This is a genomic window from Elioraea tepidiphila DSM 17972 (genome assembly GCF_000378465.1).
Classification (GTDB): Bacteria; Pseudomonadota; Alphaproteobacteria; order Acetobacterales; family Acetobacteraceae; genus Elioraea; species Elioraea tepidiphila.
The window spans coordinates 18,300-40,257 of sequence record NZ_KB899939.1; the positions used below are offsets into that span (position 1 = coordinate 18,300).

Below are 21,958 nucleotides of genomic sequence, written 5' to 3' on the forward strand. Positions count from 1 at the left end.
ATGCCGATGCGCTTTTCCGGCCAGAGGGTCGTGATCACCGGCGCGGCCGGCGTCTATGGCCGCGAGCTCTCGGCCGCCTTCGCTGCCGAGGGCGCGCGCCTTCTCCTCGCCGACCGCAGCGAGGCCGATCTCGCCGCCGCCGTGCCGGCGGGCCTCGCGCCCGACAGGGTGACGCTGCACGCCGCCGATCTCGCGACCGACACGGGCATCGACTCGTTGATCGCGGCGGCGATCGCGGGCGGCGCGCCGGATGTGCTGGTCAACAACGCCGGCATCTATCCCTTCATCCCGCTCATGGAGGTCACGCCCGCCGAGTACGACCGCATCCTGGGCGTCAACACGCGCGCGCCGTTCCGGCTGATGCAGGGCATCGGGCGGGCGATGGCCGAGGCCGGGCGCGGCGCGATCGTCAATGTCACCTCCTCGGCCGCCGAGGTGATCCGCGGCAACGGCGTGCCCTACGGCGCATCGAAATGCGCGCTCGAGTATCTCACGCGCGCCTTCGCGATCGAGCTCGGCCCGCGCGGCGTGCGGGTGAACAGCGCGCGCCCGCCCTTTGCGGAGGGCAGCGCGCTCGTCTCCATGCCGCCTGGCTATGCCGAGGCGGTGGTTGCGCGCGCGCTGCTCGGGCGCGGGCGCCGCGCCGGCGCCTTCGCCGACGCGGTGCTGTTCCTCTGCTCCGACGCGGCCGACTACATCACCGGTGCGGTGCTGGACGTGGGTGGTGGCGGCGCGATCAACCGGCGCGACGGCGCGGCCACCCGCGCGCGCAGCTGAGCATGCCGCGCCCGGATCGCTTCACCGGGCGGGTCGGTGTCGTCACCGGCGCGGCCTCCGGGCTTGGCCGAGCGACCGCGATCGGACTGGCCGCCGAGGGCGCGCGGCTGGTCCTGTTCGACCGCGACGCCGAGGGGCTCGCCGAGACCGCCGCATCGTGCCCCGGTTCGGTCTGTGTCGCGGGCGACGTCACCGCCGCCGCCGACCACGCGCGTGTGCTGGACGCGGCCGCACCGCTCGGCCCGATCGCGCTGGTCGCCACCGCCGCCGGCATCCTCGGCCCCGCCGCCCCGCTCACGGATGTTGCGGAAGCCGACTGGGACCGGCTGTTCGCGGTGAACGTCAAGGGCACCTGGCTCGCGATCCGCGCGATACTGCCGCAGATGCTGGCGGCCGGGCGCGGCGCGATCGTGACCTTCGCCTCCGGCGCCGGGCTCGCCGGCAACCCGACCATGCCGGCCTATTCGGCGAGCAAGGGCGCGGTGGTGCTGCTGACGCGCTCGCTCGCGGTCAGCCACGTGACGCAGGGCATTCGCGCCAACTGTGTCTGTCCGGGCCCGATCGAAACGCCCATGCTGCGCGACACCTTCGCCCAGGCGGGTGATGCGGCGGCGGTGGCGGCGCGCGAGGCGGCGTTCCGCGCGCGCAACCCGATGGGCCGCTTCGGCACCGTCGATGAGGTCGCCGAAAGCGTGCTGTTCCTGCTGAGCGACGCGGCGAGCTACATCACCGGCGTGGCGCTGCCGGTGGACGGAGGCAAGCTTGCCTGACGCGGCGCGCTTCGCCGGCCGCGCCGCGATCGTCACCGGGGCGGCACGCGGTATCGGTGCGGCGACCGCGCGCCGGCTCGCCGCTGAGGGCGCGCGCGTCTTGTGCGTCGATAGCGATCCCGCCGTCATCGAGGCTGCCACGGCCTGTGGGGGCGAGGCGTTGGTGCTCGACGTCGCCGCGCCGGGCGCGGGGCAACGTCTTGCCGACGCGGCCCGCGCCGCGTTCGGTCGCGTCGACATCCTGGTCAACAACGCTGGCATCGGCGGATCGAAGCCGCTCGCCGAGTCCGACGACGCGCTGATCGACCGCTTCATCGACACCAACCTGAAGGCCGTGCTGCGCATCACCCGCGACCTCCTGCCGCTGCTCGCGCGTCCGGGCGGGCGGATCGTCAACGTCGCCTCGGTGTTCGGCGAGGTGGGCCATCCCGGCACCACGGCCTATGCGGTCGCCAAGGCCGGTGTCGCGCAGTTCACGCGCCAGTTCGCGGGCGAACTCGCGCCCGAGGGCATCCTGGTCAACGCCGTCGCTCCCGGCGTGATCGAGACGCGCATGACCGAGGGCCACCGGCAGAACCCCTACTACCTGCGCGCGGTGCTCGCGCCCACACCGCTCCGCCGCGCGGGCGCGCCCGAGGAGGTCGCGTCCGTGATCGCGTTCCTGGCCTCGGACGACGCCTCCTACGTCGCGGGCGCCGTGATCGCGGTGGATGGCGGATGGCTTGCGGCACGGCATCCGCCGCGCGAGGCTTGAGCGGATCGATGCAAGGGAACCGAGAGCGATGATCGACATGCGCGTGGCCTGGCCGAACGGCGCCCGGGTTGCGGTGATGCTCACCTTCGACTTCGACGCCGAGACGCTGTGGCTGTCGCGCGATCCGGCGAACGCGAAGCGGCCGGGCACGCTGAGCCAGGGGACCTACGGCGCCAAGGTGGCGGTGCCGAAGATCCTGGAGACGCTGGGCGAGGCGGGTGTGAAGGGCACCTTCTTCGTGCCCGGCTGGACGGCCGAACACCACACCAACCGGGTCGAGATGATCCTGCGCGAAGGTCATGAGGTCGCGCATCACTCCTACAGCCATCGCTGGGTCGATCCCGATTTCCCCGACCAGGAGATCGAGGAGATGGAGAAGGGGCTGGAGGCGCTGAAGCGCACGGTCGGCGTCGTGCCGAAGGGATACCGCTCACCGGCGGGAGAGACGAGCGAGCTGCTGATCAAGCTGTTGCAGAAGCACAACTTCCTCTACGACTCCTCGCTGATGGACGACATCAACCCCTACCGTCACATCCTGCCGGACGGGTCGAAGGGGCCGATCGAACTGCCCTGGCACTGGAGCCTGGACGACGCGCCGTTCGCGCTGTTCTCGATCAAGTCGCCGCGGCCGATCTTCACCAACAGCCACATCAAGGAGGTCTGGCAGGACGAGTTCCGCGAGATCTACCGCTGGGGCGGGCTGTTCGATCTCGTGATGCACCCGCAGGTGAGCGGACGGCCGAGCCGGATCGCGCTGCTGCGCGAGATGATCGCCTGGATCCAGACCTTCCCGGGCGTCTGGTTCGCGACCGGCACGGAAGTGGCCGAAGCCTGGGCCAGGGCGCACGACAAGGGCTGAACGGGGCCGGCGGATGGCGCCGGCGACTCGCAGAGGAGAGGAACGATGGGACTGAGAGGCGCACTCCGGAACGGTGCGCTGGCGGCGCTGCTCGCCTTGGGCGCGGTGCAGCCGGCAGGGGCGCAGGCGGACCGGCCATTCCGCTTCGTCGTCAATGTCGGTTTGCAGAATCTCGATCCGATCGCGGGCCCGTCCTTCGTCACCCGCAACTTCGCCTACCTCGTGTTCGACACGCTGGTGGCGATGGACAGCCAGGGCCAGTTCCGGCCGCAGATGCTGGAGGGCTGGCAGGTCAGCGATGATCGGCTGACCTGGACCTTCAAGCTGCGGCCTGGGCTCAAGTTCCACGACGGCAGCCGCGTGACGGCCGATGACGTGGTCGCCTCGCTCCGGCGCTGGGGCGGGCGCGATGCGATCGGGCGGCGGCTGATGGCGGCGACGCGCGAGCTGCGCGTGGTCGATCCCGACGCCTTCGTGATCGCACTGTCGCGGCCCTTCGGCGGCGTGCTCGACGCGCTCGGCAAGCCGAGCGTGCACGTGCCCTTCATCATGCCCGCGCGCATCGCCGATGCCACGCCGCCGACCCAGACCGTGCGCGAGATCATGGGCTCGGGGCCGTTCCTGTTCGACCGCAGCACCTGGGTGCCGGGCGAGAAGGCGGAGTTCCGCCGCAACCCCGACTACGTGCCGCGCGCCGAACCGGCGGACGGGCTCGCCGGCGGCAAGGTGCCGAAGCTCGAGCGCGTGGAGATGCTGACGCTGCCCGATCCGGGGTTGCGCGCGGCCGCCTTGCAGCAGAACGAGGTGGACTACCTCGAATACGTGCCGGTCGATCACCTGCCGCGGCTGCAGCGCAACCGCAACATCGTGATCGCCAAGGCCAGTGGCATCGCGCAGATGATGTACGCGCTCAGCATCAATCACGCGCTGCCACCGTTCAACGACGTGCGGATGCGTCGCGTGCTGCAGCAGGTGCTGGATCGCCACGAGATCCTCGCCGGCGCCGGCGTGCCGTCCGAGCTCGCCTTCCCCGACTGCGTCTCGCTGTTCATGTGCGGCGCCCCGTATTCCAGCGAGCGCGGTGCGGACGTGATCCGCCAGCCGTCGCTGGAGAAGGCGCGCAGCCTGCTGCGCGAGGCGGGCTACAACAACGAGCCGATCACCGTGCTGCTGCCGGCGGACTCGATCCTGCTGAACCCCTACGGGCTGGTGCTGATCGACCGGCTGAAGCGGGCGGGGGTGAACGTGGACGTGCAGGCGCAGGACTGGAGCTCGATCGCGCAGCGCTGGGTCCGCCGCGAACCGATCGGCCAGGGTGGCTGGCATCTCGTGCCCGTGGTCTATACCGGCTTCGACATGTCCGACCCGCTGAGCAATCTCGGCACGGGCTACAACTGCACCGGCAACCAGCCCTGGGGCTATTGCGACCAGGCGATGCAGACGCTGATCGAGCAGTTCGAGGCCGAGAGCGATATCGCGAAGCGCAAGGAACTGGCCGCGCAGATCCAGGAGGCGTCGTACCGCAACGTCACCTTCCCGATCGCCGGGCAGTTCCGCAGCCCGGCGGCCTGGCGCGCGGAACTGCGCGGCGTGATCGATTTCGGCTTCCCGGTGATCTGGAACATCGAGCGGCCGGGGCGCTGATGTCTGTCGCGCGGCGGGGCGCCGACGCGGCGCCCCGCCGCGCCTATCCGCGCAGCCGCGCGATCGTCGCGGTGGTGGAATTGCCGGGCAGCAGCTCGGCCAGCATCACCCGCCCGCCCCAGGAACGCACGAGGTCCGCGCCCACCACCTGGTCGAGCGTGTAGTCGGCCCCCTTGACCAGCACATCCGGGCGCAGCGCGGCGATCAGCGTCTCGGGCGTGTCCTCCTCGAAGATCGTCACGAGATCCACGTCCGCAAGGCTCGCGAGCACGGCGGCGCGCGCCGCCTCCTGCTGCACCGGGCGGTTGGCGCCTTTCAGTCGGCGCACCGAGGCATCCGAGTTGAGCCCGACCACGAGCCGATCACAGGCCGCGCGCGCCTGTTCGATCAGGTGCACATGGCCCGGATGCAGGAGGTCGAAGCAGCCATTGGTGAAGCCGATGCGCCAGCCGCGCCGGCGCCAGCGCTCGACCTGCTCGGCCGCCGCCTCCAGGCTGACGACCTTGCGGAGCGCGCCGGTGGCCGGGGCGAGCGCCTCCAGCAGTTCGGTCTCGCGCGCGACCGCGGTGCCGACCTTGCCCACCACCACACCGGCGGCGATGTTGGCGAGCCGTGCCGCCACGGGCAGCTTCAGCCCGGCGGCGATGCCGGCGGCAAGGGTGGCCACCACCGTGTCGCCGGCACCCGAGACGTCGAACACCTCCTTCGCCTCGGCGGCGAAGTGGGTGACCAGTGCGCCCTGCGGCCCCTCGACCAGCGTCAGCCCGTCCTCGGAGCGGGTGCACAGCACCGCGCCGAAGCCGTGCGCGGCGATCAGCGCGCGGCAGGCCGCCACCACCTCGTCGGCGGAGTGGGTCGGCATGCCGGTGCCCTCGGCGAGTTCGCGCCGGTTCGGCGTGACGATGTCGGCGCCGGCATAGCGGGAATAGTCGCGCCCCTTCGGATCGACCACCACGGTGCGGCGGCGCTTGCGGGCGGCGGCGATGATGCGCGCGGCGGTGTCGCCGGCGAGCGTGCCTTTCAGGTAGTCGCTGATCACCACCACCTTGCAGGCCGCCATCGCATCGGCGGCGATCGCGACCAGCCGTTCGGCGAGCTTTGGGTGCACGGCCTCGGTCGTTTCGCGATCGGCGCGCAGGAGCTGCTGGCCGGCGGCGAGGTAGCGCGTCTTCACCGTGGTGAGCCGCCCGCCCTGCACCAGCAGCCAGGGCTCCACGTTCGGCTGGCCGCCGATCAGCGCGGTGAGGTCCGACCCCGCCTGGTCGTCGCCGACCACGGTCAGGAACGAGGCTGAGCCGCCGAGGGCGGTGATGTTGCGCACCACGTTGCCCGCGCCGCCGGGCATGGCGATCTCGCGCTCGACCGTCACCACCGGGATCGGCGCCTCGGGCGAGACACGCTCGACCGTGCCGTAGACGTAGCGGTCGAGCATCGCATCGCCGACCACCAGGACCGAGGCACGCTTCAGGGCACGCGCCGCGGCGACCAGGTCGACGGGTTCGGGGTCGGTCATCGGCTTCGGCATAGCGGGGTGCCGGGCCGCGGGCAAGCGCGGCGGCTCATGCCTGGAACAGCGCCATGCGGTCGGCCCAGAACGCGGCGGCGGTGAGCTTACCGCCATAGACCGCGCCGGTGTCGAGGCCGATCCGGTTCGCGCGGATCACCGGCGCGCGCTCGGGCGTATGGCCGTGCACCACGACCGCGCCGTGATCGGCTTCGGAGTGCAGGAATGGCTCGCGGATCCAGACCAGGTCTTCCGCGTCCTGGGCATCGAGCGCGACGCCGGGGCGGATGCCGGCATGGACGAACAGGTAGCCGCCGGCCTGGTATCGCCGGACCAGCCCGCGCAGGAACGCGATGTGGGCGGGCGGCAGGCGGCCGGCCCAGGTCTCGGGCGGGTCCTCGCCGGAGAGGCCGTAGGAGGTGAGGGTCGCGACCCCGCCGTTGCGCAGCCAGAGCGCGATCGCCGCCTCGTCGCCGGGATGGTCGAGCACGGCGAGCATCATCTCCTCGTGGTTGCCGCAGAGATGCACGGCCCGGCCGGCGATGGGCGGGGCGAGCGCGCGCTCGATCGCGCCGCGGCTGTCAGGGCCGCGATCCACGTAGTCGCCCAGATAGACGATCACGCGGTCGGGCTCGGGCGCGTGGGCCGCGTCCTCGGCGATGCGGGCGTGGATGGCGTCGAGCTGGTCGGCGCAGCCATGGATGTCGCCGATCGCATAGACCCGCAGACCCGGGGGAAGGGAGGCGGGGGCCTGCACGGGGTTGCGCGGCATCGGGGCGGGGGTCATCGCCGGGAAGGGTAGCGGCACGTCGTGCGCGCGTCACTTGCGGCGCGGGCGCGGCCGGGTCAGAGGTGGCGCATGCGACTCGTGCTGGAAGCGGAGGGGCTCGCCAAGCGCTATGGCGAGGTGCTGGCGGTGGACGACCTCTCGTTCACCTTGGCGGCCGGGCAGACGGTGGGGCTGCTGGGCGGCAACGGCGCCGGCAAGACGACCACGATCGCGATGCTGCTCGGGCTGCTGATCCCCGATGCCGGGCGGATCACGGTGCTGGGCCGCGACATGGCGCGCGACCGGTTCGCGGCGCTGGCGCGGATGAACTTCTCCTCGCCCTATGTGTCGTTGCCGCACCGCCTCTCGGTGCGCGAGAGCCTCAGGGTCTATGGGCATTTCTACGGCGTTGCCCGTCTGGAGGCGCGGATCGCGCGGCTGGCGGAGGAGCTGGACCTGGTGGCGCTCCTCGACCGGCCGGCGGGGGAGTTGTCGGCCGGGCAGAAGGCCCGGGCGGCCTTGGCGAAGGCGCTGATCAACACGCCGGAGGTGTTGCTGCTGGACGAGCCGACCGCGAGCCTGGACCCGGACACGGCCGATCGGATGCGGACGTGGCTGGAGGCCTATCGGGCGGAGACCGGGGCGGCGCTGGTGCTGGCGAGCCACAACATGGCCGAGGTGGAACGGCTCTGCGGCGAGGTGTTGATGCTCAAGCGGGGCCGGGTGGTGGACCGTGGCGCTCCGGCGGATTTGATCGCGCGTTACGGCCGCGACGATCTCGAGCAGGTGTTCCTCGACATCGCGCGCGGCACCGGGGTGGCGGCTGAGGCGGGGTGAGGGGTCTGTTGATGGGATAGGGGGTTTGGGGGAAAGGGCCAATGGCCCTTTCCCCCAGAAGGTTTTCCCAGGGCGGCGGAGCGGCCCGCGCGCCTACGCCAGCGTCCACTCCAGCGTTACCGTGGCGTTCAGCACCTTCGACACGGGGCAGCCCGACTTGGCGCCCTCGACGATGGTGGCGAACTTCTCGCGCTCGATCCCCGGCACCTCGGCGTGCAGTGTGAGCGCCGAGCTCGTGATCGCGAATCCGCCGTCCTTCGGTTCGATCGTCACGGCGGCCTTGGCGTGCAGCCGCTTCGGCTTGAACCCCTCCTTCGACAGCCCGAACGACAGCGCCATCGCGAAGCAGCCGGCATGCGCGGCGGCGATCAGTTCCTCGGGATTTGTGCCGGGCGCGTTCTCGAACCGGCGTGAGAACGAGTAGGGTGTGCCCGGCAGCACGCCGCTCGGCGTCGTCAGCGTGCCCGATCCTTCCTTGCCCGTGCCTTCCCAGACTGCCTCGGCGGTGCGGGTGATCCCTGCCATCGTTCACTCCCTCGCTGGTTGGTCCGGTGACACTGGCACGGCCCGGCCGCGCTTGTCAGCCTGTCCGCCCGTCCCGTAGCGTGCCCAGAACGAGCGTGGGAGGATGATCATGCGCCGCCGGATGATGCTGCTGTCGCTGTCAGCCCTTGTCGCGACGCGCGCGCGGGCACAGTCCTATCCCACGCGACCCGTCCGTTTCCTCGTGCCCTTCATCCCCGGCAGCGCGCCTGACGTGATCGCGCGCCAGATCGCCGAACGGCTCTCGCCCGCGCTTGGCCAGCCCGTGGTGGTCGAGAACCGACCGGGCTCGGGCGGCAATATCGGCTTCACCCATGGCGCGCGCGCGGCGAATGACGGCTACACGCTGATCCTCGGCACCAACTCGCTGGTGATCAACCCCGCCCTCTATGCCCGCGTGGAGTACGACCCGCTCGCCGACTTCATCCCCGTGCACCTGCCCTTCGCCATGCCGCACCTGCTGGCGGTCTCGGCCGAGGCCGGGCCGCGCGACCTCGCCGCACTGGTCGCGCTGCTGAAGGCCGAGCCGGGCCGGCACAACTACGCCTCGGGCGGCAACGGCTCGGGCGCGCATCTCGCCGCGGAACTGCTGAAGAGTCGCGCCGGTGTCGAGGCCGTGCACGTGCCCTATCGCGGCGCGCCCGACATCATCAACGCCGTGCTCGGCAACCAGGTGCTGTTCGGCCTGCCGACCATGAGCACGGCCATGCCGCTCGTGACCGCGGGAAGGCTGCGCGCGATCGCGGTGACGTCGCCGCAGCGCAGCCCGGCGTTGCCGGACGTGCCGACGCTCGCGGAGCACTATCCCGACGCCGAGGTCGTCAGCTGGTTCGCGGTGATGGTGCCCGCCGGCACGCCGGCGCCGATCGTCGCGCGCGTCGATGCGGCGATCCGCGGCCTGTTCGCCGATCAGGCGTGGGTGGCGCGCATGACCGCCGATGGAACGATCGCGGTGAACATGGGGCATGAGGAGTTCGCCGGCTACTACCGGGGCGAGGCCGCGAAATGGGCCGAACTTGTTCGGCTCTCCGGCGCGCGCGTCGAATGACTCAGGGGCTCCGCCCCCGAACCCCCGCCGGGGGGCCGTATGGCCCCCCGGACCCCCCTTAACTCCAGGCCGGGCGCGCGCCAGGGGGAGGGGAATACGGCAGATCGCCGCGCGCCATCACCGCCTCGCGGCCGCCTTCTGCAGCCAGGGTGGCGGCCTGACGCGCTTTCGCGCGCGCATCGATCTCCGCCGGGTCGGCGCCGAGCGCGGCCACCAGCCGGGCCTCGAACCCGGCGCGCAACGACGCATGCGCCGGGCTCTCGCCGAGATCGACCAGCTCCTCGGGATCGGAATCGAGATCGAACAACTGCGGCGGATAATCGACGTAGCGGATGTACTTCCAGCGCGCGTCACGCAGCATGAAGGCCGCCTGGCGCGAGCCGGCCGCGTGGTATTCGGCGATCACCTCGCGCTGCGGCCGCGCCCCGCGCGCGACCGACACGAGCGAGGCCGTTCCCGCCGGCGCCTCGGCCGCGATCCCGAGCGTGTCGAGCACCGTCGGAAACACATCGAGCAGGCTGACGGGCGTCGCGACCACCGTGCGCGGCGGCACCCCATGCCCTGCCAGGATCATCGGCACGCCCACGCTCTCCTCGTACATCGTGCTCTTGCCCCACAGGCCGCGCGCACCGACGTTGTCGCCGTGATCCGAGGCGTAGAGCACGCGCGTCGAGAGCGACAATCCCGTCTGCTCCAGGCAGTCGAGAATGCGGCCCACCTGCTCGTCCATGAAGGCGACGAGCCCGTAATAGCCCGCCAGCATCCGTCGCACCGTCGCCTCGTCCCGCACCGCCGCGTCGTAGGGGATCGTGCGCGCATAGTCGGCGAGGAAGGGATGCCGGGGCCGCTCCTCCGGCGCGTAGAGCTTCGGCAGCGCCAGCCGCTCCGGCTCGGTCGCGTAGTAGTGCTCGGGCGGGGCGATCAGCGGGAAATGCGGCGTCACCAGCGAGACGAACAGGCACCAGGGCCGGTCCTGCCGCGGCGCCTCCTCGCGCAGCCACACCTGCGCCTCCGAGGCGATGTCGCGGTCGTAGCGCGTGTAGTCGCTCTCGCCCGGCCCCGCCATCGCCGCGAGCTTCGCCGCGCCCTTGCGCGGCGGCGCGGTCTCGTCGCGGATCAGCGCCAGCAGATCGCCCTTGCCGTCCACGACGTGCATCGCCAGCCGTTCCTCGCTGAACCCATGATCGTCGCCGGGCAGGCCGCGGAAATGCAGCTTGCCGATCGAGACCACCGTGTGGCCCGCGTCGCGCACCGCGTGGTGCCAGGACGGCACGGCGCCGTCATACGGGTCGGCGTTGTCGAAATACCGCCCCATCGCGGCGAGCGTCCGGCCGGTGGCGAGTGCGGCGCGCGCGGGCACGCAGATCGGCGAGGGCGTATAGGCGGCCGAGAACCGCGTGCCGCGGCGGGCCAGCGCATCGAGGTTCGGCGTGCGCGCGACCGGATGCCCGGCGCAGGAAAGCGCCCTCGGCTGGTGCTCGTCCGACAGGATCACCAGCAGGTTCTTCGCCGCCATCGCCGCTCCTCGGGTGACGGCGCAAGGCTACGGCCCGGCCGCGCCTTCCGGAAGCCCCACGCTTGAAGCGGGCCCAGGGAAGGGCGATGTGTTGGGCATGCAGCGTGACCGCGACGAGGATCGGATCTGGCAGGTCGAAGTCCTGCCGGCCGGAGAGGAGGGACGCCGCGGCACCCCGCCGCCGCAGGGTTCGCGCGCGCTCGGCACGGTGGTGCTGGTGGCCGCGATCGCCGCGGGCCTTGGCATCCTTGCCCTGCTGGTGGTCTTCGCCGCCACGATCGCCCTGATTGCCGTGCCGGTCGCGCTCGGCGCGGCCTTGATCGCCTGGGCGGGCACGAAGTGGCGCGCCTATACGGCACGACGCGGCCGATGAGGCGCGATGGGGACTGAGAAGGAGAGCAGATCGATGCCGAACCGCACGACCTGGTTCGTGATTGCCGATGCCGCGCGCGCCGAGGCGCTGGTGAAGCGCAAGGACAAGCCCGGCTACGAGACCCTGCGCACCTGGGAGAACCCGGACGTGCACGCCAAGGCGCACGAGCTCGGCGAGGACCGGCCCGGCCGCGCCTTCGACAGCCTCGGCCCCCATCGCAGCGCGATGGAGCCGCGCGAGACGCCCAAGGAGGCGGCGAAGAAGGATTTCGCGCGCGAACTCGTCGCCGATCTCGACGCCGCCGTGGCGTCGGGCGAGCCGCAGGCGATCGTGCTGGTCGCCCCGCCCCGCCTGCTCGGCGAGATCCGCGCGATCATGCCGGCGAGCCTCGCCGCCGCGGTGCGCGAGGATCATGCCAAGGACTACACGCGGTTGCCGCGGGCGGAGCTGTTCGCGCGGCTCGACGAGCTTCGCCCGGTCGGCGCCGGCTGACCGGGTGGCGATCGCGGCGGATCGAGCGCGCCGATCGCCGCCATCACGATCGCGTATTGGCGCGCGTGTCGCGGCCGCCTCACCTTCGCGGGCAACGCAACCCGCACGGGAGAGGTCCGATGACCCGCAGTTCCGCCGACTACGCCGCCCTGCTGCTCCGCGTCAGCATGGGCGTGATGTTCCTGGCCCATGGCCTGCTGCTGAAGGTGTTCACCTTCGGGCCGGCCGGCACGGCCGCGTATTTCGAGTCGATCGGCTACCCGGCCGCGCTCGCCTATGCCGTGATCCTGGCCGAGATCGTCGGCGGCGCGATGCTGATCGCGGGCGTCCATGTGCGCATCGTCGCGCTCGCGCTGGTGCCCGTGCTGATCGGCGCGACGCTGCAGCATCTGCCCGCCGGCTGGGTGTTCAGCGCGCAGGGTGGGGGCTGGGAGTTCCCGGCGTTCTGGACCGTCGCCCTGCTGGTGCAGGCGCTGCTGGGCGCGGGCGCCCATGCCGCCGTGGCGGACGCGCTGCCGGCCCGGCTGCGCGCCCGCCCGGCCTGACCAGAGGCACGCCGCCGCGCGCGTTCCGCACGCGGCGGCGCCGACGTCAGGCGCCGATGCGCCGCAGGAAGGCGGCGTGCACGAAACCGTCCGGCACACCGTCGCCCTTGAGATCGACCTGACACCATTCGCCGTCCTCGCGCAGCACGCGCAGCCGCGTGCCGGGCGGCAGCGAGCGCAGAGCGGTGAAGCCGGTGCCGGGGCCGCCGCGCAGGTTCAGCGAATCGCGCACCACCACCTCGAACTCCCCCAGATCGTTGTCGCGCAGCGTGCCGGAGCCGGCCGCGCCCCCCTGGTTCTGGTAGCGCACCATCGGGAAGGCCGGGCCCGGATCGACCTTGCGGCCAGGCGAGATGTCGTCGTGGCCCACCACCTCCTGGATCGTCGGATAGGCCTCGCGCAGGGCGGCGACGATCGCGTCGAGCGCGCGCAGTTGCGCTTCCGGATAGAGCTCCCAGGCCATCTCCGGCCCGCCGTTCTTGTGGCGCGCGACCAGCACCTCGTGCGGCCCGAAGGTGCGCAGCCCGGTGCGCGTCCAGCCATCCGAGGTGCGCTGGTCGAGGAAGCCGAAATTGGCGTTCTCGATGCCGATCGAATGCTGGTTGAGCCCGTCGAAGCCGCGCCAGGAGGAGGGGCCGGCATGGAACGCCGCGACGTTGAACGGCACGGTCTGGATGATGCCGCCGTCGCGATCGACGAACAGATGCGCCGACAGACCGCGCTCGCGGATCGCGCGCACCGAGGAGAGCGCCGAGCCGCCGGCGGTGTAGTGCATGACGATGAAGCGGGGCGTGATCTTGCCGCCGACATGCGGTGACTCGTCGAACTGGATGCCGTCCAGGCGATGGCGCTTGACCTCCATGATGGCGGCTCCTTCCTGCTGATCGCGTCCGCGGGCATCAGCAGAGCACATCTCTGTGCATGAGTGCGAGCATCAGGTGCGGACGTCTCGCTTCGCTATCATAACCGGATCAGATCAAAATCAGCCGGCTTCGCGCAGCGCCCCGATCGTCTCGATGCCTTCGACGACCCTGCCGCGTCCCTCCTGCTTGGCCCGATACAGCGCGGCATCCGCCCGCGCGATCGCGGCATCGAGGTCCTCGTGCCCGCGCGGGAGCCTGCCGCGGACGGCGCCACGGCACGACCGCTGCCAGCACGAGCGCACCGAAACCGAGCAAGGAGCGCAGCGCGACATAGGCGATGTCGTGCGGGCTCATCGCGCTACACGGGCACGCGGCCGAAGATCGCCGACAGCACCGCGTAGAGCGCGGCCCCCACCGCGGCGCCGAGCAGCGTGCCGTTGAGCCGGATCATCTGCAACTCGCGGCCGACCTTCAGCTCGATCCGCTCGACGATGTCCTGGTCGGACCACGCCGCCACCTTCGCCGCGACGAAGCCCTCGATGCGCGACTGCGCGCGCGGGGCGAGCGCCGCGACGAGCTCCTCGACGAAGCGGTTGAGGCCGCGCCGCGCCTCCGCGTCCGCCTCCAGCGTGCGGCCGAGATTGGCGAGCATCGCCGCCAGTGCCGCGACGATCCGGCCGTCCTCGCGCTCGACATCGAAGCGCGCCATCTGCGCGAGCCTGAGCACCGCGTCCTCGAGCCAGGCCGCGACCGTCGGGTGCGTGAAGACGGAGCGGATGGCCCGCGCGAGATCGGCGGCGCGGTCGGGGTCGTGCTCCAGCCGGTGGATCTCGCCCTCCACCCAGGCGTCGAAGGCGGCGCGCAGGTCGCTGTCGGAGGGCTCGATGCGCGCGAGCTCGGCGTTGATGCTGGAGAGCACCTTCTTCGCGATCCAGGCGCCGGCCACCCACTTCACCACCTTGCCGCCCTGCTCGGCGACCCGGCTTTCGATCGCCACGCGCAGCTTCTCCTCGTTCGCCGCGAGCGTCGTCTTCACCTGCGCGAGCGCGTAGCCGAACACCTCCTGGTGCTGGCCACCATCGAGCAGCGTGCGCAGCAGACGTCCCGCGAGCCGCCCCGTGCCCGGCCCGGCGACGATGCGCGGCAGCAGGCGGCGCAGCGCGGTCTGGGCGCGGCCCTCGGCGAGCGATTCGAGCAGGCGCGGCACGAACGGCGCGATGGCGGTGGCGGTCCGTCGCGCCGCCACCGGATCGGCAAGCCAGCGCGCGGCCGCCGCGGCGATGTCCACGCCCTCGACCGCGCGGCGGATCGCGTCGGGGGTGAAGAACTGGCGCGCGACGAAACGGCCCATGCCGCCGGCGAGGCGCTGCTTCTCGCGCGGGATCAGCCCGCCGATCCCGGTCCAGCGGCCGAACGGGTAGCGGAACAGCGCGTTGACCGCGAACCAGTCCGCCACCGCGCCGACGAATCCGGCCTTGGCGGCGGCGTGCGCGAGGTCGAGCCAATAGGGTCGCGGCGGCTCGACGGCGTAGAGTCCGACGGTGGCGGCGAGGGTCGCCGCCATGGCCGCGCCGGCGCAGAGCCGCCAGCGCAGCAGTCGCGCGCGTTCTTCGGCGTGCTCGGCGACGGCGGGATCGAGGGGGCCGTGCATGGCGCGGACCTTAGGCGAGCCGGCAGGGGGCAGAAAGCGCGCCCGTGGTCACGGCTCCGCGGGGGTCAATCGAGCGGGGGCAGGAAGCGCGACAGCGCCAGCCGGGCGAGGTGGCGCGGATCCAGCGCGAGCCCGGGCAGGCCGGCGCGCAGCGCGACCGCCACCGCCTCGCGATAGGCCGCGGGTCCGCTGCGCGAGGCGGCGTAGAGGTGGCCGTACACGGCCCGTCGCAGGGCCTCGGCGAGCGCGGCGCGGCGTCCGGCCGGGACCGCTGACGGGTCGGCGGCGAGCTTGGCCAGCGACAGCGCCGCGCCGCGGGCGAAGTGGAACTTGCTGTGCGTCATCAGGTTGTTGCCGTGACTGCGCTTGCGGGTCACGACCTCGGTGACGAAGGCGAAGCGCCCGCGGAGCGCGAGGCGCAGGAAGAAGTCCGTATCTTCGTTGTAGATGAGCCGCTCATCGAACAGCCCGGCGGCGAGCGCGGCGTCGCGCCGGAACGCGCAGGCCGCGGTCGTGAAGCGCGAGCCGTTGAGCAGCAGATCGAACATGCGCTCGCCGAACGTCGCGATGCCCGGCGCCAGCGTCTCGACGGTCAGGCCGGCAAGGCCACTGCGGGCATGCATGTCGGCGATCACCACGCCGGTCGCGTCGAACACGAGACTGTTGCCGAAGGCGAGCACGATGTCCGGGGCGGCGGTGAGCGCGCGGAGCAGGGTGGCGTGGTGGTGCGGCTCGGCGAGATCGTCGGCGTCCATCAGCAGGATGACGTCGGCCGCGCTGGCGCGGATCGCGGTGTTGCGGGCGGCTGCCGGTCCCGGTGGGCCGGCATTGGCGAGCACGCGGAGCTCGAACAGCCCGGCGTAGCGGTCGCGGCAGGCCTCGGCGATCGCCCGCGTGGCGTCGCGGCTGCGGTCATCGATGATGCTGACGCGCTCGGCCGGCCGCGTCTGCGCGGCCAGCGCCGCGATCGTCTCGGCAAGGAAGGGGGCTGCGTTGTGCGCCGGCACCACCACCTCGAGCACCGGCCGGCCGCGCCCGGTGGCGCCGCTAGCCTCGGCCATCACCTGCCCCCTCCAGGCCGGGTCGCGAGCGCGAGCCCGACGAAGATCAGCGCCGCCGCCGGCAGCACCAGCGACCCGGGCACCTCGGCGAAGAACACCCAGCCCCAGAACAGCCCGGTCAGCACGATCAGGTAGCCGACTTGGCTGACGAACACCCCGCCCTGGCGGGTGAGCAGGCGGAAGTAGATCAGGTAGGCGCTCGCGACCAGCAGTCCCTGGCCGGCCGCGAGGCCGGTCGCGGCGTCGAGGCCGGGCAGGCGCGACTGGCCGAACAGGGCGGCGGCCGGGATCAGCCAGAGCGTGGCGGCGGTGGTGGTGCCTGCGGCGAGCGCGAGCGGCGGTGCGCCGGCGGGGCGGAAGCGCACCGCGAACAGGTTGGACAGCGCGTAGCAGCACGGCACCAGCACGGTCACCGCTGCCCAGAACAGGCTGCCGCCCTGCGGCAGGGCGGCGCCGGGGGCGAGCGCGAGGGCGGTGCCGGCGAGCGCCAGGACCACGCCGGCGGCCCGGCGGAGCGTGGCGCGTTCGAGCCCCGTAGCGGCGGCGAGCAGGAAGGTGAGCAGGGGCGCGGCTGGCAGGACCATCGCCAGCAGCCCCGCCGGCAGGTGCTGGAGGGCGACGAAGGTGAGCGTGCCCGGGGTGGCGAAGCCGATCAGCCCGCTGCCGACATAGAAGCCGAGGGCGCGCGGATGGACGGGCATGTGCGCGCGCTGGGCCGCCACGACGGCGCACAGGATCGCCGCGGCGAAGCCGGCATAGAACAGGGCATAGGCGACCGGGCCGATCCCGCCGGCCACGGCGAGCTTGCCCACGGCTGGGGTCAGGCCCCAGAGCGTGCCGAGGGTGCCGAGCAGGGCGAGCGCGCCGGGGGAGGGGGGAAGCAGGGACACTGCCCTCCCTTACCCCCGCTCGTGTCGCGATTGAACCGGCCCGGGCGGCGGGGCATGCTCCGGCCCGCATGCGCTGCCCCCACCCCCCGAGTCGCGAAACCTTGCGCCTGCCGCACGGCCCCACGGAGGTCGAGTGGCGGCGGAGCGCGCGCGCAAGGCGGGTGACGCTCCGGATCGACCCCGCCGCCGGCGCGGTTGTGGTGACGCTGCCGCCGCGGGCCGGCCGCGGCCAGGGCATGGCGCTGTTGCAGGCCAACAGCCGCTGGGTGGCGGACCGGCTGGGCGCGCTCGCCCCGCATGTGCCGTTCGCCGACGGGGCGGTCGTGCCGCTGCTCGGCGTGCCGCATCCGATCCGGCACGAGCCCGCCGGCCTGGGCGGGGTCTGGCTCGACGACGGCGCGATCCGGGTGGCGGGCGATCCCGCCTTCCTGCCGCGCCGCGTGGCGGACTGGTTCCGGGCCGAGGCGCGCCGGCGGATCACCCCCCTGGCGCTGGACCATGCGGCGCGGATCGAGCGGTCGGTGCGGCGGATCGCGATCAAGGACCAGCGCAGCCGCTGGGCCTCCTGCGCGCCGGACGGCACCTTGGCCTTCTCGTGGCGGCTGGTGATGGCGCCCGGGTGGGTGCTGGACTACGTGGTGGCGCACGAGGTGGCGCATCTGCGCGAGATGAACCACTCGGCCCGGTTCTGGGCGGTCGTGGCCTCGCTGACCCCTCACACCCAGGCGGCCAAGGCGTGGCTTGGCCGCAATGGCGCGCGGCTGCTGCGCTACGGATAATCGGTGATGGGATCGGGGGTCTGGGGGTAAGGGCCTTCCGGCCCTTAGCCCCCAGGGTTATTTACCTGCCATGCCCAGCAGCAACGACATCCGCGCCGCCTTCCTCGACTTCTTCCGCCGCCACGACCACGCGGTGGTGGAGTCCTCGCCGCTCGTGCCCCGAAACGATCCCACGCTGATGTTCACCAACGCGGGGATGGTGCAGTTCAAGAACGTCTTCACCGGTCTTGAGCATCGCCCCTACACGCGCGCGGTGACGGCGCAGAAATGCGTGCGGGCGGGCGGCAAGCACAACGACCTGGAGAATGTCGGCTATACCGCGCGGCACCACACCTTCTTCGAGATGCTGGGGAACTTCTCCTTCGGCGACTACTTCAAGGATCTCGCCATCGAGCTCGCCTGGACGCTGGTGACGAAGGACTACGGCCTGGCCAAGGACAGGCTGCTGGTCACGGTCTATCACGACGACGACCACGCGGCGGCGGCGTGGAAGAGGATCGCCGGGCTGCCGGAGGAGCGCATCATCCGCATCGCCACATCGGACAATTTCTGGGCGATGGGCGATACCGGCCCGTGCGGGCCGTGCAGCGAGATCTTCTACGACCACGGCCCCGGCATCCCTGGCGGTCCGCCCGGCAGCGCCGAGGCGGACGGCGATCGGTTCATCGAGATCTGGAACCTCGTGTTCATGCAGTTCGAGCAGCTGCCCGATGGGCGGCGCATCGATCTGCCCAAGCCCTCGATCGACACCGGCATGGGGCTGGAGCGGCTCGCCGCCATCCTCCAGGGCAAGCACGACAACTACGACACCGACACGCTGCGCGCGCTGATCCTCGCCTCCGCTGAGGCGACGGGCACCGACCCTGATGGGCCGCACCGCGTCAGCCACCGCGTGATGGCCGACCATCTGCGTTCATGCTGCTTCCTCATCGCCGACGGCGTGCTGCCCTCGAACGAGGGGCGCGGCTATGTGCTGCGGCGGATCATGCGCCGGGCGATGCGGCACGCGCATCTTATGGGCGCGCAGGAGCCGGTGATGTGGCGGCTGGTGCCGGCGCTGATCCGCCAGATGGGCGTGGCCTATCCGGAGCTCGGCCGGGCGGAGGCGCTGATCACCGAGACGCTGCGCACCGAGGAGAGCCGGTTCCGCGCGATGCTGGACCGCGGCCTGCACCTGCTCGCCGAGGAGACCGCGAAGCTCGGCCACAAGCAGCCGCTGCCGGGCGAGGTCGCGTTCAGGCTCTACGACACCTACGGCTTCCCGCTCGACCTGACGCAGGACGCGCTCAAGGCGGAAGGCCGGCTGGTCGATGTCGAGGGGTTCCAGCGCGCGATGGAGGCGCAGCGCGCGCGTGCGCGTGCGGCCTGGGCGGGTTCGGGCGAGGCGGCGACCGAGGCGGTGTGGTTCGACCTGCGCGAGAAGGTCGGTGCGACCGAGTTCCTCGGCTACTCGACCGAGACGGCGGAGGCCGAGATCCGCGCGATCGTCGTCAACGGCCAGCCGGTGCACGAGGCACGCGGCGGCGACGAGGTCGCGCTGCTCTTGAACCAGACGCCGTTCTACGGCGAGTCGGGCGGGCAGGTCGGCGATGCCGGAACGATCCGCACGGGCGACGGGCTGGTGATCGCGGTGCGCGACACGCAGAAGAAGCTTGGCGATCTGCACGTGCATCTCGGCACGGTGACGCAAGGGATCGCGCGCGTCGGCACGGCCGTGGTGGCGGAGGTCGATCACGCGCGGCGGAGCGCGATCCGCGCGCATCACAGCGCCACGCACCTGCTGCACGAGGCGCTGCGGCGGAGGCTCGGCAAGCATGTCGCGCAGAAGGGCTCGCTGGTGGCGCCCGACCGGCTGCGCTTCGATATCAGCCACCCCAAGGCGATCGAGCCCGAGGAGCTGCGCTGGGTCGAGGCGGAGGTGAACGCGCGCGTGCGCGAGAACGCGCCGGTGGTCACGCGGCTGATGACGCCCGACGAGGCCGTGAAGCAGGGCGCGATGGCGCTGTTCGGCGAGAAATACGGCGACGAGGTGCGCGTCGTCTCCATGGGCGCGGACGAGGCGGCGACCGATCGCGCCGGCCAGTACTCGGTCGAGCTCTGCGGCGGCACGCATGTGCGCGCCACGGGCGATATCGGGCTGTTCAAGGTGCTGTCCGAAGGCGCGGTGTCGGCCGGCGTGCGTCGCGTCGAGGCGGTGGTCGGCGAAGCCGCACTCGCCCATGTCGGCGCGACGGAAAAGACCCTGGCCAGGATCGCCGCGACGCTGAAGGCGCCGCCCGCCGAGGCCGCCGCGCGCGTCGAGGCGCTGATCGAGGAGCGCCGCCGGCTGGAGCGCGAGCTCGCCGAGCTCCGCCGCAGGCTCGCGACAGGCGGCGGGGGCGCGGCGCCGGCCTTCGAGGAGGTGGGCGGGGTGAAGCTCGCCGCGCGCGTGGTCGAGGTGCCGGCGAAGGATCTCAAGGGCCTGGCCGACGAGATCCGCAAAGGGCTCGGCTCGGGCGTGGTCGCGCTCGTCTCGCCGATGGACGGCAAGGCCTCGATCGTGGTCAGCGTGACGCCGGACCTGTCCGCGCGCTTCTCGGCGGTCGAGCTCGTGAAGGCGGCCGCGGCGGCGGTCGGCGGCAAGGGCGGCGGCGGCCGGCCCGACATGGCCCAGGCGGGCGGGCCGGACGGGGCGAAGGCCGAAGCGGCACTCGCGGCGGTGCGGGAGGCGCTCGCGGCCTGAACGGAGGCGCGCATGGCGGAGAGCGACGGGGTCCTGTTCGTCTACGTCACTGCGGCGAGTGCCGAGGAGGCGCGCAGGATCGGCCGCGCGCTGGTCGAGGAGGGGCTGGCGGCCTGCGTGAACCTGCCGGCCCCCCACACGGCGATCTATCGCTGGGAAGGCGCGATCGCCGAGGATGCCGAGCAGGCGCTGATCGCCAAGACCACGGCGGCACGCTTCGACGAGCTCGCGCGACGCGTGCGGTCGCTCTCCTCCTACGATGTTCCCTGCATCGTCGCGCTGCCGGTGATGGCGGGAGACGCCGAGTTCCTGGCATGGACCGCGATGCAGGTGCGCCCGCCGCCCTCGGGCTGAGGCGCGTGGACACCTCGAAAAACTTCTGGCGCTGATGGCTGCGTGCTGATTCGCTGACATTGGCAGCGGCGGAGGCGCGGGATGGCGGGTCGGGGTGGTTTCTTCGACGCGGAGGAACGTCTGCGCTGGCTGTCGGCGTCGGGCGACCCGCTGGAGCGGCTGCGCGCGGTGGTGGAGTTCGAGGCGTTCCGTGCGGAGCTTGAGGCGGCGTTGCCGCGGGCGGACCGCAGCCGGGGCGGTCGGCCGCCTTACGACGCAGTTCTGATGTTCCGCATCCTGGTGCTGCAGGCGCTGTACACGCTGTCCGACGAGCAGGCGGAGTACCAGCTGCGCGACCGGCTGTCGTTCATGCGCTTCGCGGGGCTTGCGCTGCACGACGCGGTGCCCGACGCGAAGACGATCTGGCTCTACCGCGAGCAGTTGACGCGCGCGGGTGCGCTGGCGCGGCTGTTCGCGCGCTTCGATGCGATGCTGGCCGAGCGCGGCTTCCTCGCGATGGGCGGGCAGATCGTCGACGCCACCGTGGTCGAGGCCCGGCGGCCTCGCCTGACCAGGGAGGAGAAGGCGACGCTGCGTGATGGCGGCACGCCGGATGGATGGTCGACGGCGCGCACGCGGCAGATCGACCGCGACGGGCGCTGGACCATCAAGCGCGGCCGCAGGGCCGGGCCGTCCGATGGCGGCGTCCAACGTCAGGCCGCGGCCGAGATCGCGGTGCCGATGTTCGGCTGGACCGAAGGTGACCAGGGGTCACAAGAACCATCTCGGCATCGACCGCGGGCACGGCTTCATCCGCCGCTTCGTGGTGACGCATGCGGCGCGGCATGACGGCAGCCAGCTCGGCGCGGTGCTGGATCTGGAGAACACCGGCAGCGGCGTCCGGGCGGATACGGCCTATCGCAGCAAGGCCAACCTCGACGCGTTGGAGCGCCGTGGGCTCAGACCAGAGTTCCAGCGCGCCAAGCCGCGGGGGCGGCTGATGCCGGCGCACATCGCCCGCGGCAACGCGACCCGCGCCCGGGTGCGCAGCCTGGTCGAGCACGTCTTCGCCACCGAGAAGCGCCGCATGGGCCTGGTCGTGCGCAGCGTCGGCCTGGTCCGCGCAACCGCGCGGATCACGCTCGCCAACCTCGCCTACAACATGCGCCGCCTGGTCTGGATCGAGGGGAGAGCCGCGCCCGCTTGATCGGGCATGGCGTCGGAAAAA

The 21,958-nt window shown here is 72.2% G+C and carries 21 protein-coding genes and 1 pseudogene; 14 read left to right on the forward strand and 8 right to left on the reverse strand.

The genetic code is table 11. The features are described 5' to 3' along the window. From F563_RS23310 to F563_RS0118810, 5 genes are read left to right on the forward strand one after another with little or no spacing between them, the layout of a single operon-like run. A complete protein-coding gene (locus F563_RS23310; protein ID WP_019016242.1) occupies positions 1–777 on the forward strand; it encodes an SDR family NAD(P)-dependent oxidoreductase in 777 nt (258 codons plus the stop codon). A gap of 2 nt (positions 778–779) precedes the next feature. Then, on the forward strand, positions 780–1,547 hold the full coding sequence (locus F563_RS0118795; protein WP_019016243.1) for an SDR family NAD(P)-dependent oxidoreductase: 768 nt from the start codon (positions 780–782) through the stop codon (positions 1,545–1,547). Continuing rightward, the gene (locus tag F563_RS0118800; protein ID WP_019016244.1) at positions 1,540–2,301 is read left to right on the forward strand and encodes an SDR family NAD(P)-dependent oxidoreductase; all 762 of its coding nucleotides are present in this window, start codon (positions 1,540–1,542) and stop codon (positions 2,299–2,301) included. Before F563_RS0118795 ends, F563_RS0118800 begins: the two co-directional genes overlap by 8 nt. 28 nt (positions 2,302–2,329) lie before the next feature. Then, the gene (locus F563_RS0118805) at positions 2,330–3,160 is read left to right on the forward strand and encodes a polysaccharide deacetylase family protein (RefSeq protein ID WP_019016245.1); all 831 of its coding nucleotides are present in this window, start codon (positions 2,330–2,332) and stop codon (positions 3,158–3,160) included. A 45-nt stretch (positions 3,161–3,205) separates the two neighbouring features. Continuing rightward, a complete protein-coding gene (locus tag F563_RS0118810) occupies positions 3,206–4,804 on the forward strand; it encodes an ABC transporter substrate-binding protein (RefSeq protein ID WP_019016246.1) in 1,599 nt (532 codons plus the stop codon). A gap of 43 nt (positions 4,805–4,847) precedes the next feature. Here the strand turns inward: F563_RS0118810 and rfaE1 are convergent, their stop codons facing one another. Continuing rightward, on the reverse strand, positions 4,848–6,317 hold the full coding sequence (gene rfaE1, locus F563_RS0118815; protein WP_026299716.1) for a D-glycero-beta-D-manno-heptose-7-phosphate kinase: 1,470 nt from the start codon (positions 6,315–6,317) through the stop codon (positions 4,848–4,850). 46 nt (positions 6,318–6,363) lie between these two features. After that, entirely contained in the window at positions 6,364–7,095 is a 732-nt protein-coding gene (locus tag F563_RS0118820; RefSeq protein ID WP_051089432.1) for a metallophosphoesterase family protein, read from the reverse strand. Between the two features lie 72 nt (positions 7,096–7,167). On the opposite strand from F563_RS0118820, the gene F563_RS0118825 reads away from it, so the two are divergent. Continuing rightward, complete coding sequence (locus F563_RS0118825) at positions 7,168–7,914, forward strand: ABC transporter ATP-binding protein (RefSeq protein WP_019016249.1); 747 nt, start codon at positions 7,168–7,170, stop codon at positions 7,912–7,914. A 93-nt stretch (positions 7,915–8,007) separates the two neighbouring features. Here F563_RS0118825 and F563_RS0118830 read toward each other — a convergent pair whose 3' ends face one another. Continuing rightward, a complete protein-coding gene (locus F563_RS0118830) occupies positions 8,008–8,439 on the reverse strand; it encodes an OsmC family protein (protein WP_019016250.1) in 432 nt (143 codons plus the stop codon). 109 nt (positions 8,440–8,548) lie between these two features. Here F563_RS0118830 and F563_RS23315 point away from each other — a divergent pair, with 109 nt between their 5' ends. After that, positions 8,549–9,505 carry a Bug family tripartite tricarboxylate transporter substrate binding protein gene (locus F563_RS23315; protein WP_035575714.1) on the forward strand — a complete coding sequence of 319 codons (957 nt, stop codon included), beginning with the start codon at positions 8,549–8,551 and terminating at the stop codon, positions 9,503–9,505. 58 nt (positions 9,506–9,563) lie between these two features. On the opposite strand, the gene F563_RS0118840 is transcribed toward F563_RS23315, so the two are convergent. Beyond that, on the reverse strand, positions 9,564–11,021 hold the full coding sequence (locus F563_RS0118840; RefSeq protein WP_019016252.1) for a sulfatase family protein: 1,458 nt from the start codon (positions 11,019–11,021) through the stop codon (positions 9,564–9,566). 97 nt (positions 11,022–11,118) lie between these two features. Between F563_RS0118840 and F563_RS0118845 the strand changes: the two genes are divergently transcribed. The 3 genes from F563_RS0118845 to F563_RS0118855 all read left to right on the forward strand — a co-directional run bounded on the left by F563_RS0118845 (position 11,119) and on the right by F563_RS0118855 (position 12,431). Beyond that, positions 11,119–11,394: a hypothetical protein gene (locus F563_RS0118845; RefSeq protein WP_019016253.1), complete on the forward strand. Its 276-nt coding sequence runs from the start codon at positions 11,119–11,121 to the stop codon at positions 11,392–11,394. Between the two features lie 33 nt (positions 11,395–11,427). Further along, positions 11,428–11,886: a host attachment protein gene (locus F563_RS23320; RefSeq protein ID WP_019016254.1), complete on the forward strand. Its 459-nt coding sequence runs from the start codon at positions 11,428–11,430 to the stop codon at positions 11,884–11,886. Positions 11,887–12,005: 119 nt separating this feature from the next. Then, positions 12,006–12,431: a DoxX family protein gene (locus F563_RS0118855; RefSeq protein WP_019016255.1), complete on the forward strand. Its 426-nt coding sequence runs from the start codon at positions 12,006–12,008 to the stop codon at positions 12,429–12,431. A 46-nt stretch (positions 12,432–12,477) separates the two neighbouring features. Here the strand turns inward: F563_RS0118855 and F563_RS0118860 are convergent, their stop codons facing one another. The 4 genes from F563_RS0118860 to F563_RS0118880 all read right to left on the reverse strand — a co-directional run bounded on the left by F563_RS0118860 (position 12,478) and on the right by F563_RS0118880 (position 16,896). Then, positions 12,478–13,293 carry an N-acetylmuramoyl-L-alanine amidase gene (locus F563_RS0118860; protein ID WP_019016256.1) on the reverse strand — a complete coding sequence of 272 codons (816 nt, stop codon included), beginning with the start codon at positions 13,291–13,293 and terminating at the stop codon, positions 12,478–12,480. A 359-nt stretch (positions 13,294–13,652) separates the two neighbouring features. Next, positions 13,653–14,945, reverse strand: a complete 1,293-nt coding sequence (locus F563_RS23325) for a DUF445 domain-containing protein (protein ID WP_019016258.1) — start codon at positions 14,943–14,945, stop codon at positions 13,653–13,655. A gap of 65 nt (positions 14,946–15,010) precedes the next feature. Beyond that, on the reverse strand, positions 15,011–16,006 hold the full coding sequence (locus tag F563_RS0118875; protein WP_019016259.1) for a glycosyltransferase family 2 protein: 996 nt from the start codon (positions 16,004–16,006) through the stop codon (positions 15,011–15,013). Beyond that, positions 16,006–16,896 carry a DMT family transporter gene (locus F563_RS0118880; RefSeq protein ID WP_019016260.1) on the reverse strand — a complete coding sequence of 297 codons (891 nt, stop codon included), beginning with the start codon at positions 16,894–16,896 and terminating at the stop codon, positions 16,006–16,008. The genes F563_RS0118875 and F563_RS0118880 overlap by 1 nt, the downstream gene beginning before the upstream one ends. Positions 16,897–17,057: 161 nt before the next feature. Here F563_RS0118880 and F563_RS0118885 point away from each other — a divergent pair, with 161 nt between their 5' ends. From F563_RS0118885 to F563_RS23330, 4 genes and pseudogenes are all read left to right on the forward strand, one after another. Beyond that, positions 17,058–17,675, forward strand: coding sequence for a M48 family metallopeptidase (locus tag F563_RS0118885; RefSeq protein ID WP_019016261.1), 618 nt, complete (start codon positions 17,058–17,060; stop codon positions 17,673–17,675). Between the two features lie 70 nt (positions 17,676–17,745). Next, a complete protein-coding gene (gene alaS / locus F563_RS0118890) occupies positions 17,746–20,397 on the forward strand; it encodes an alanine--tRNA ligase (RefSeq protein WP_019016262.1) in 2,652 nt (883 codons plus the stop codon). Between the two features lie 12 nt (positions 20,398–20,409). Beyond that, complete coding sequence (cutA, locus tag F563_RS0118895; protein WP_019016263.1) at positions 20,410–20,751, forward strand: divalent-cation tolerance protein CutA; 342 nt, start codon at positions 20,410–20,412, stop codon at positions 20,749–20,751. Between the two features lie 81 nt (positions 20,752–20,832). Continuing rightward, positions 20,833–21,937 (forward strand): annotated as a pseudogene (locus F563_RS23330) (IS5 family transposase). Positions 21,938–21,958: the final 21 nt, after the last annotated feature.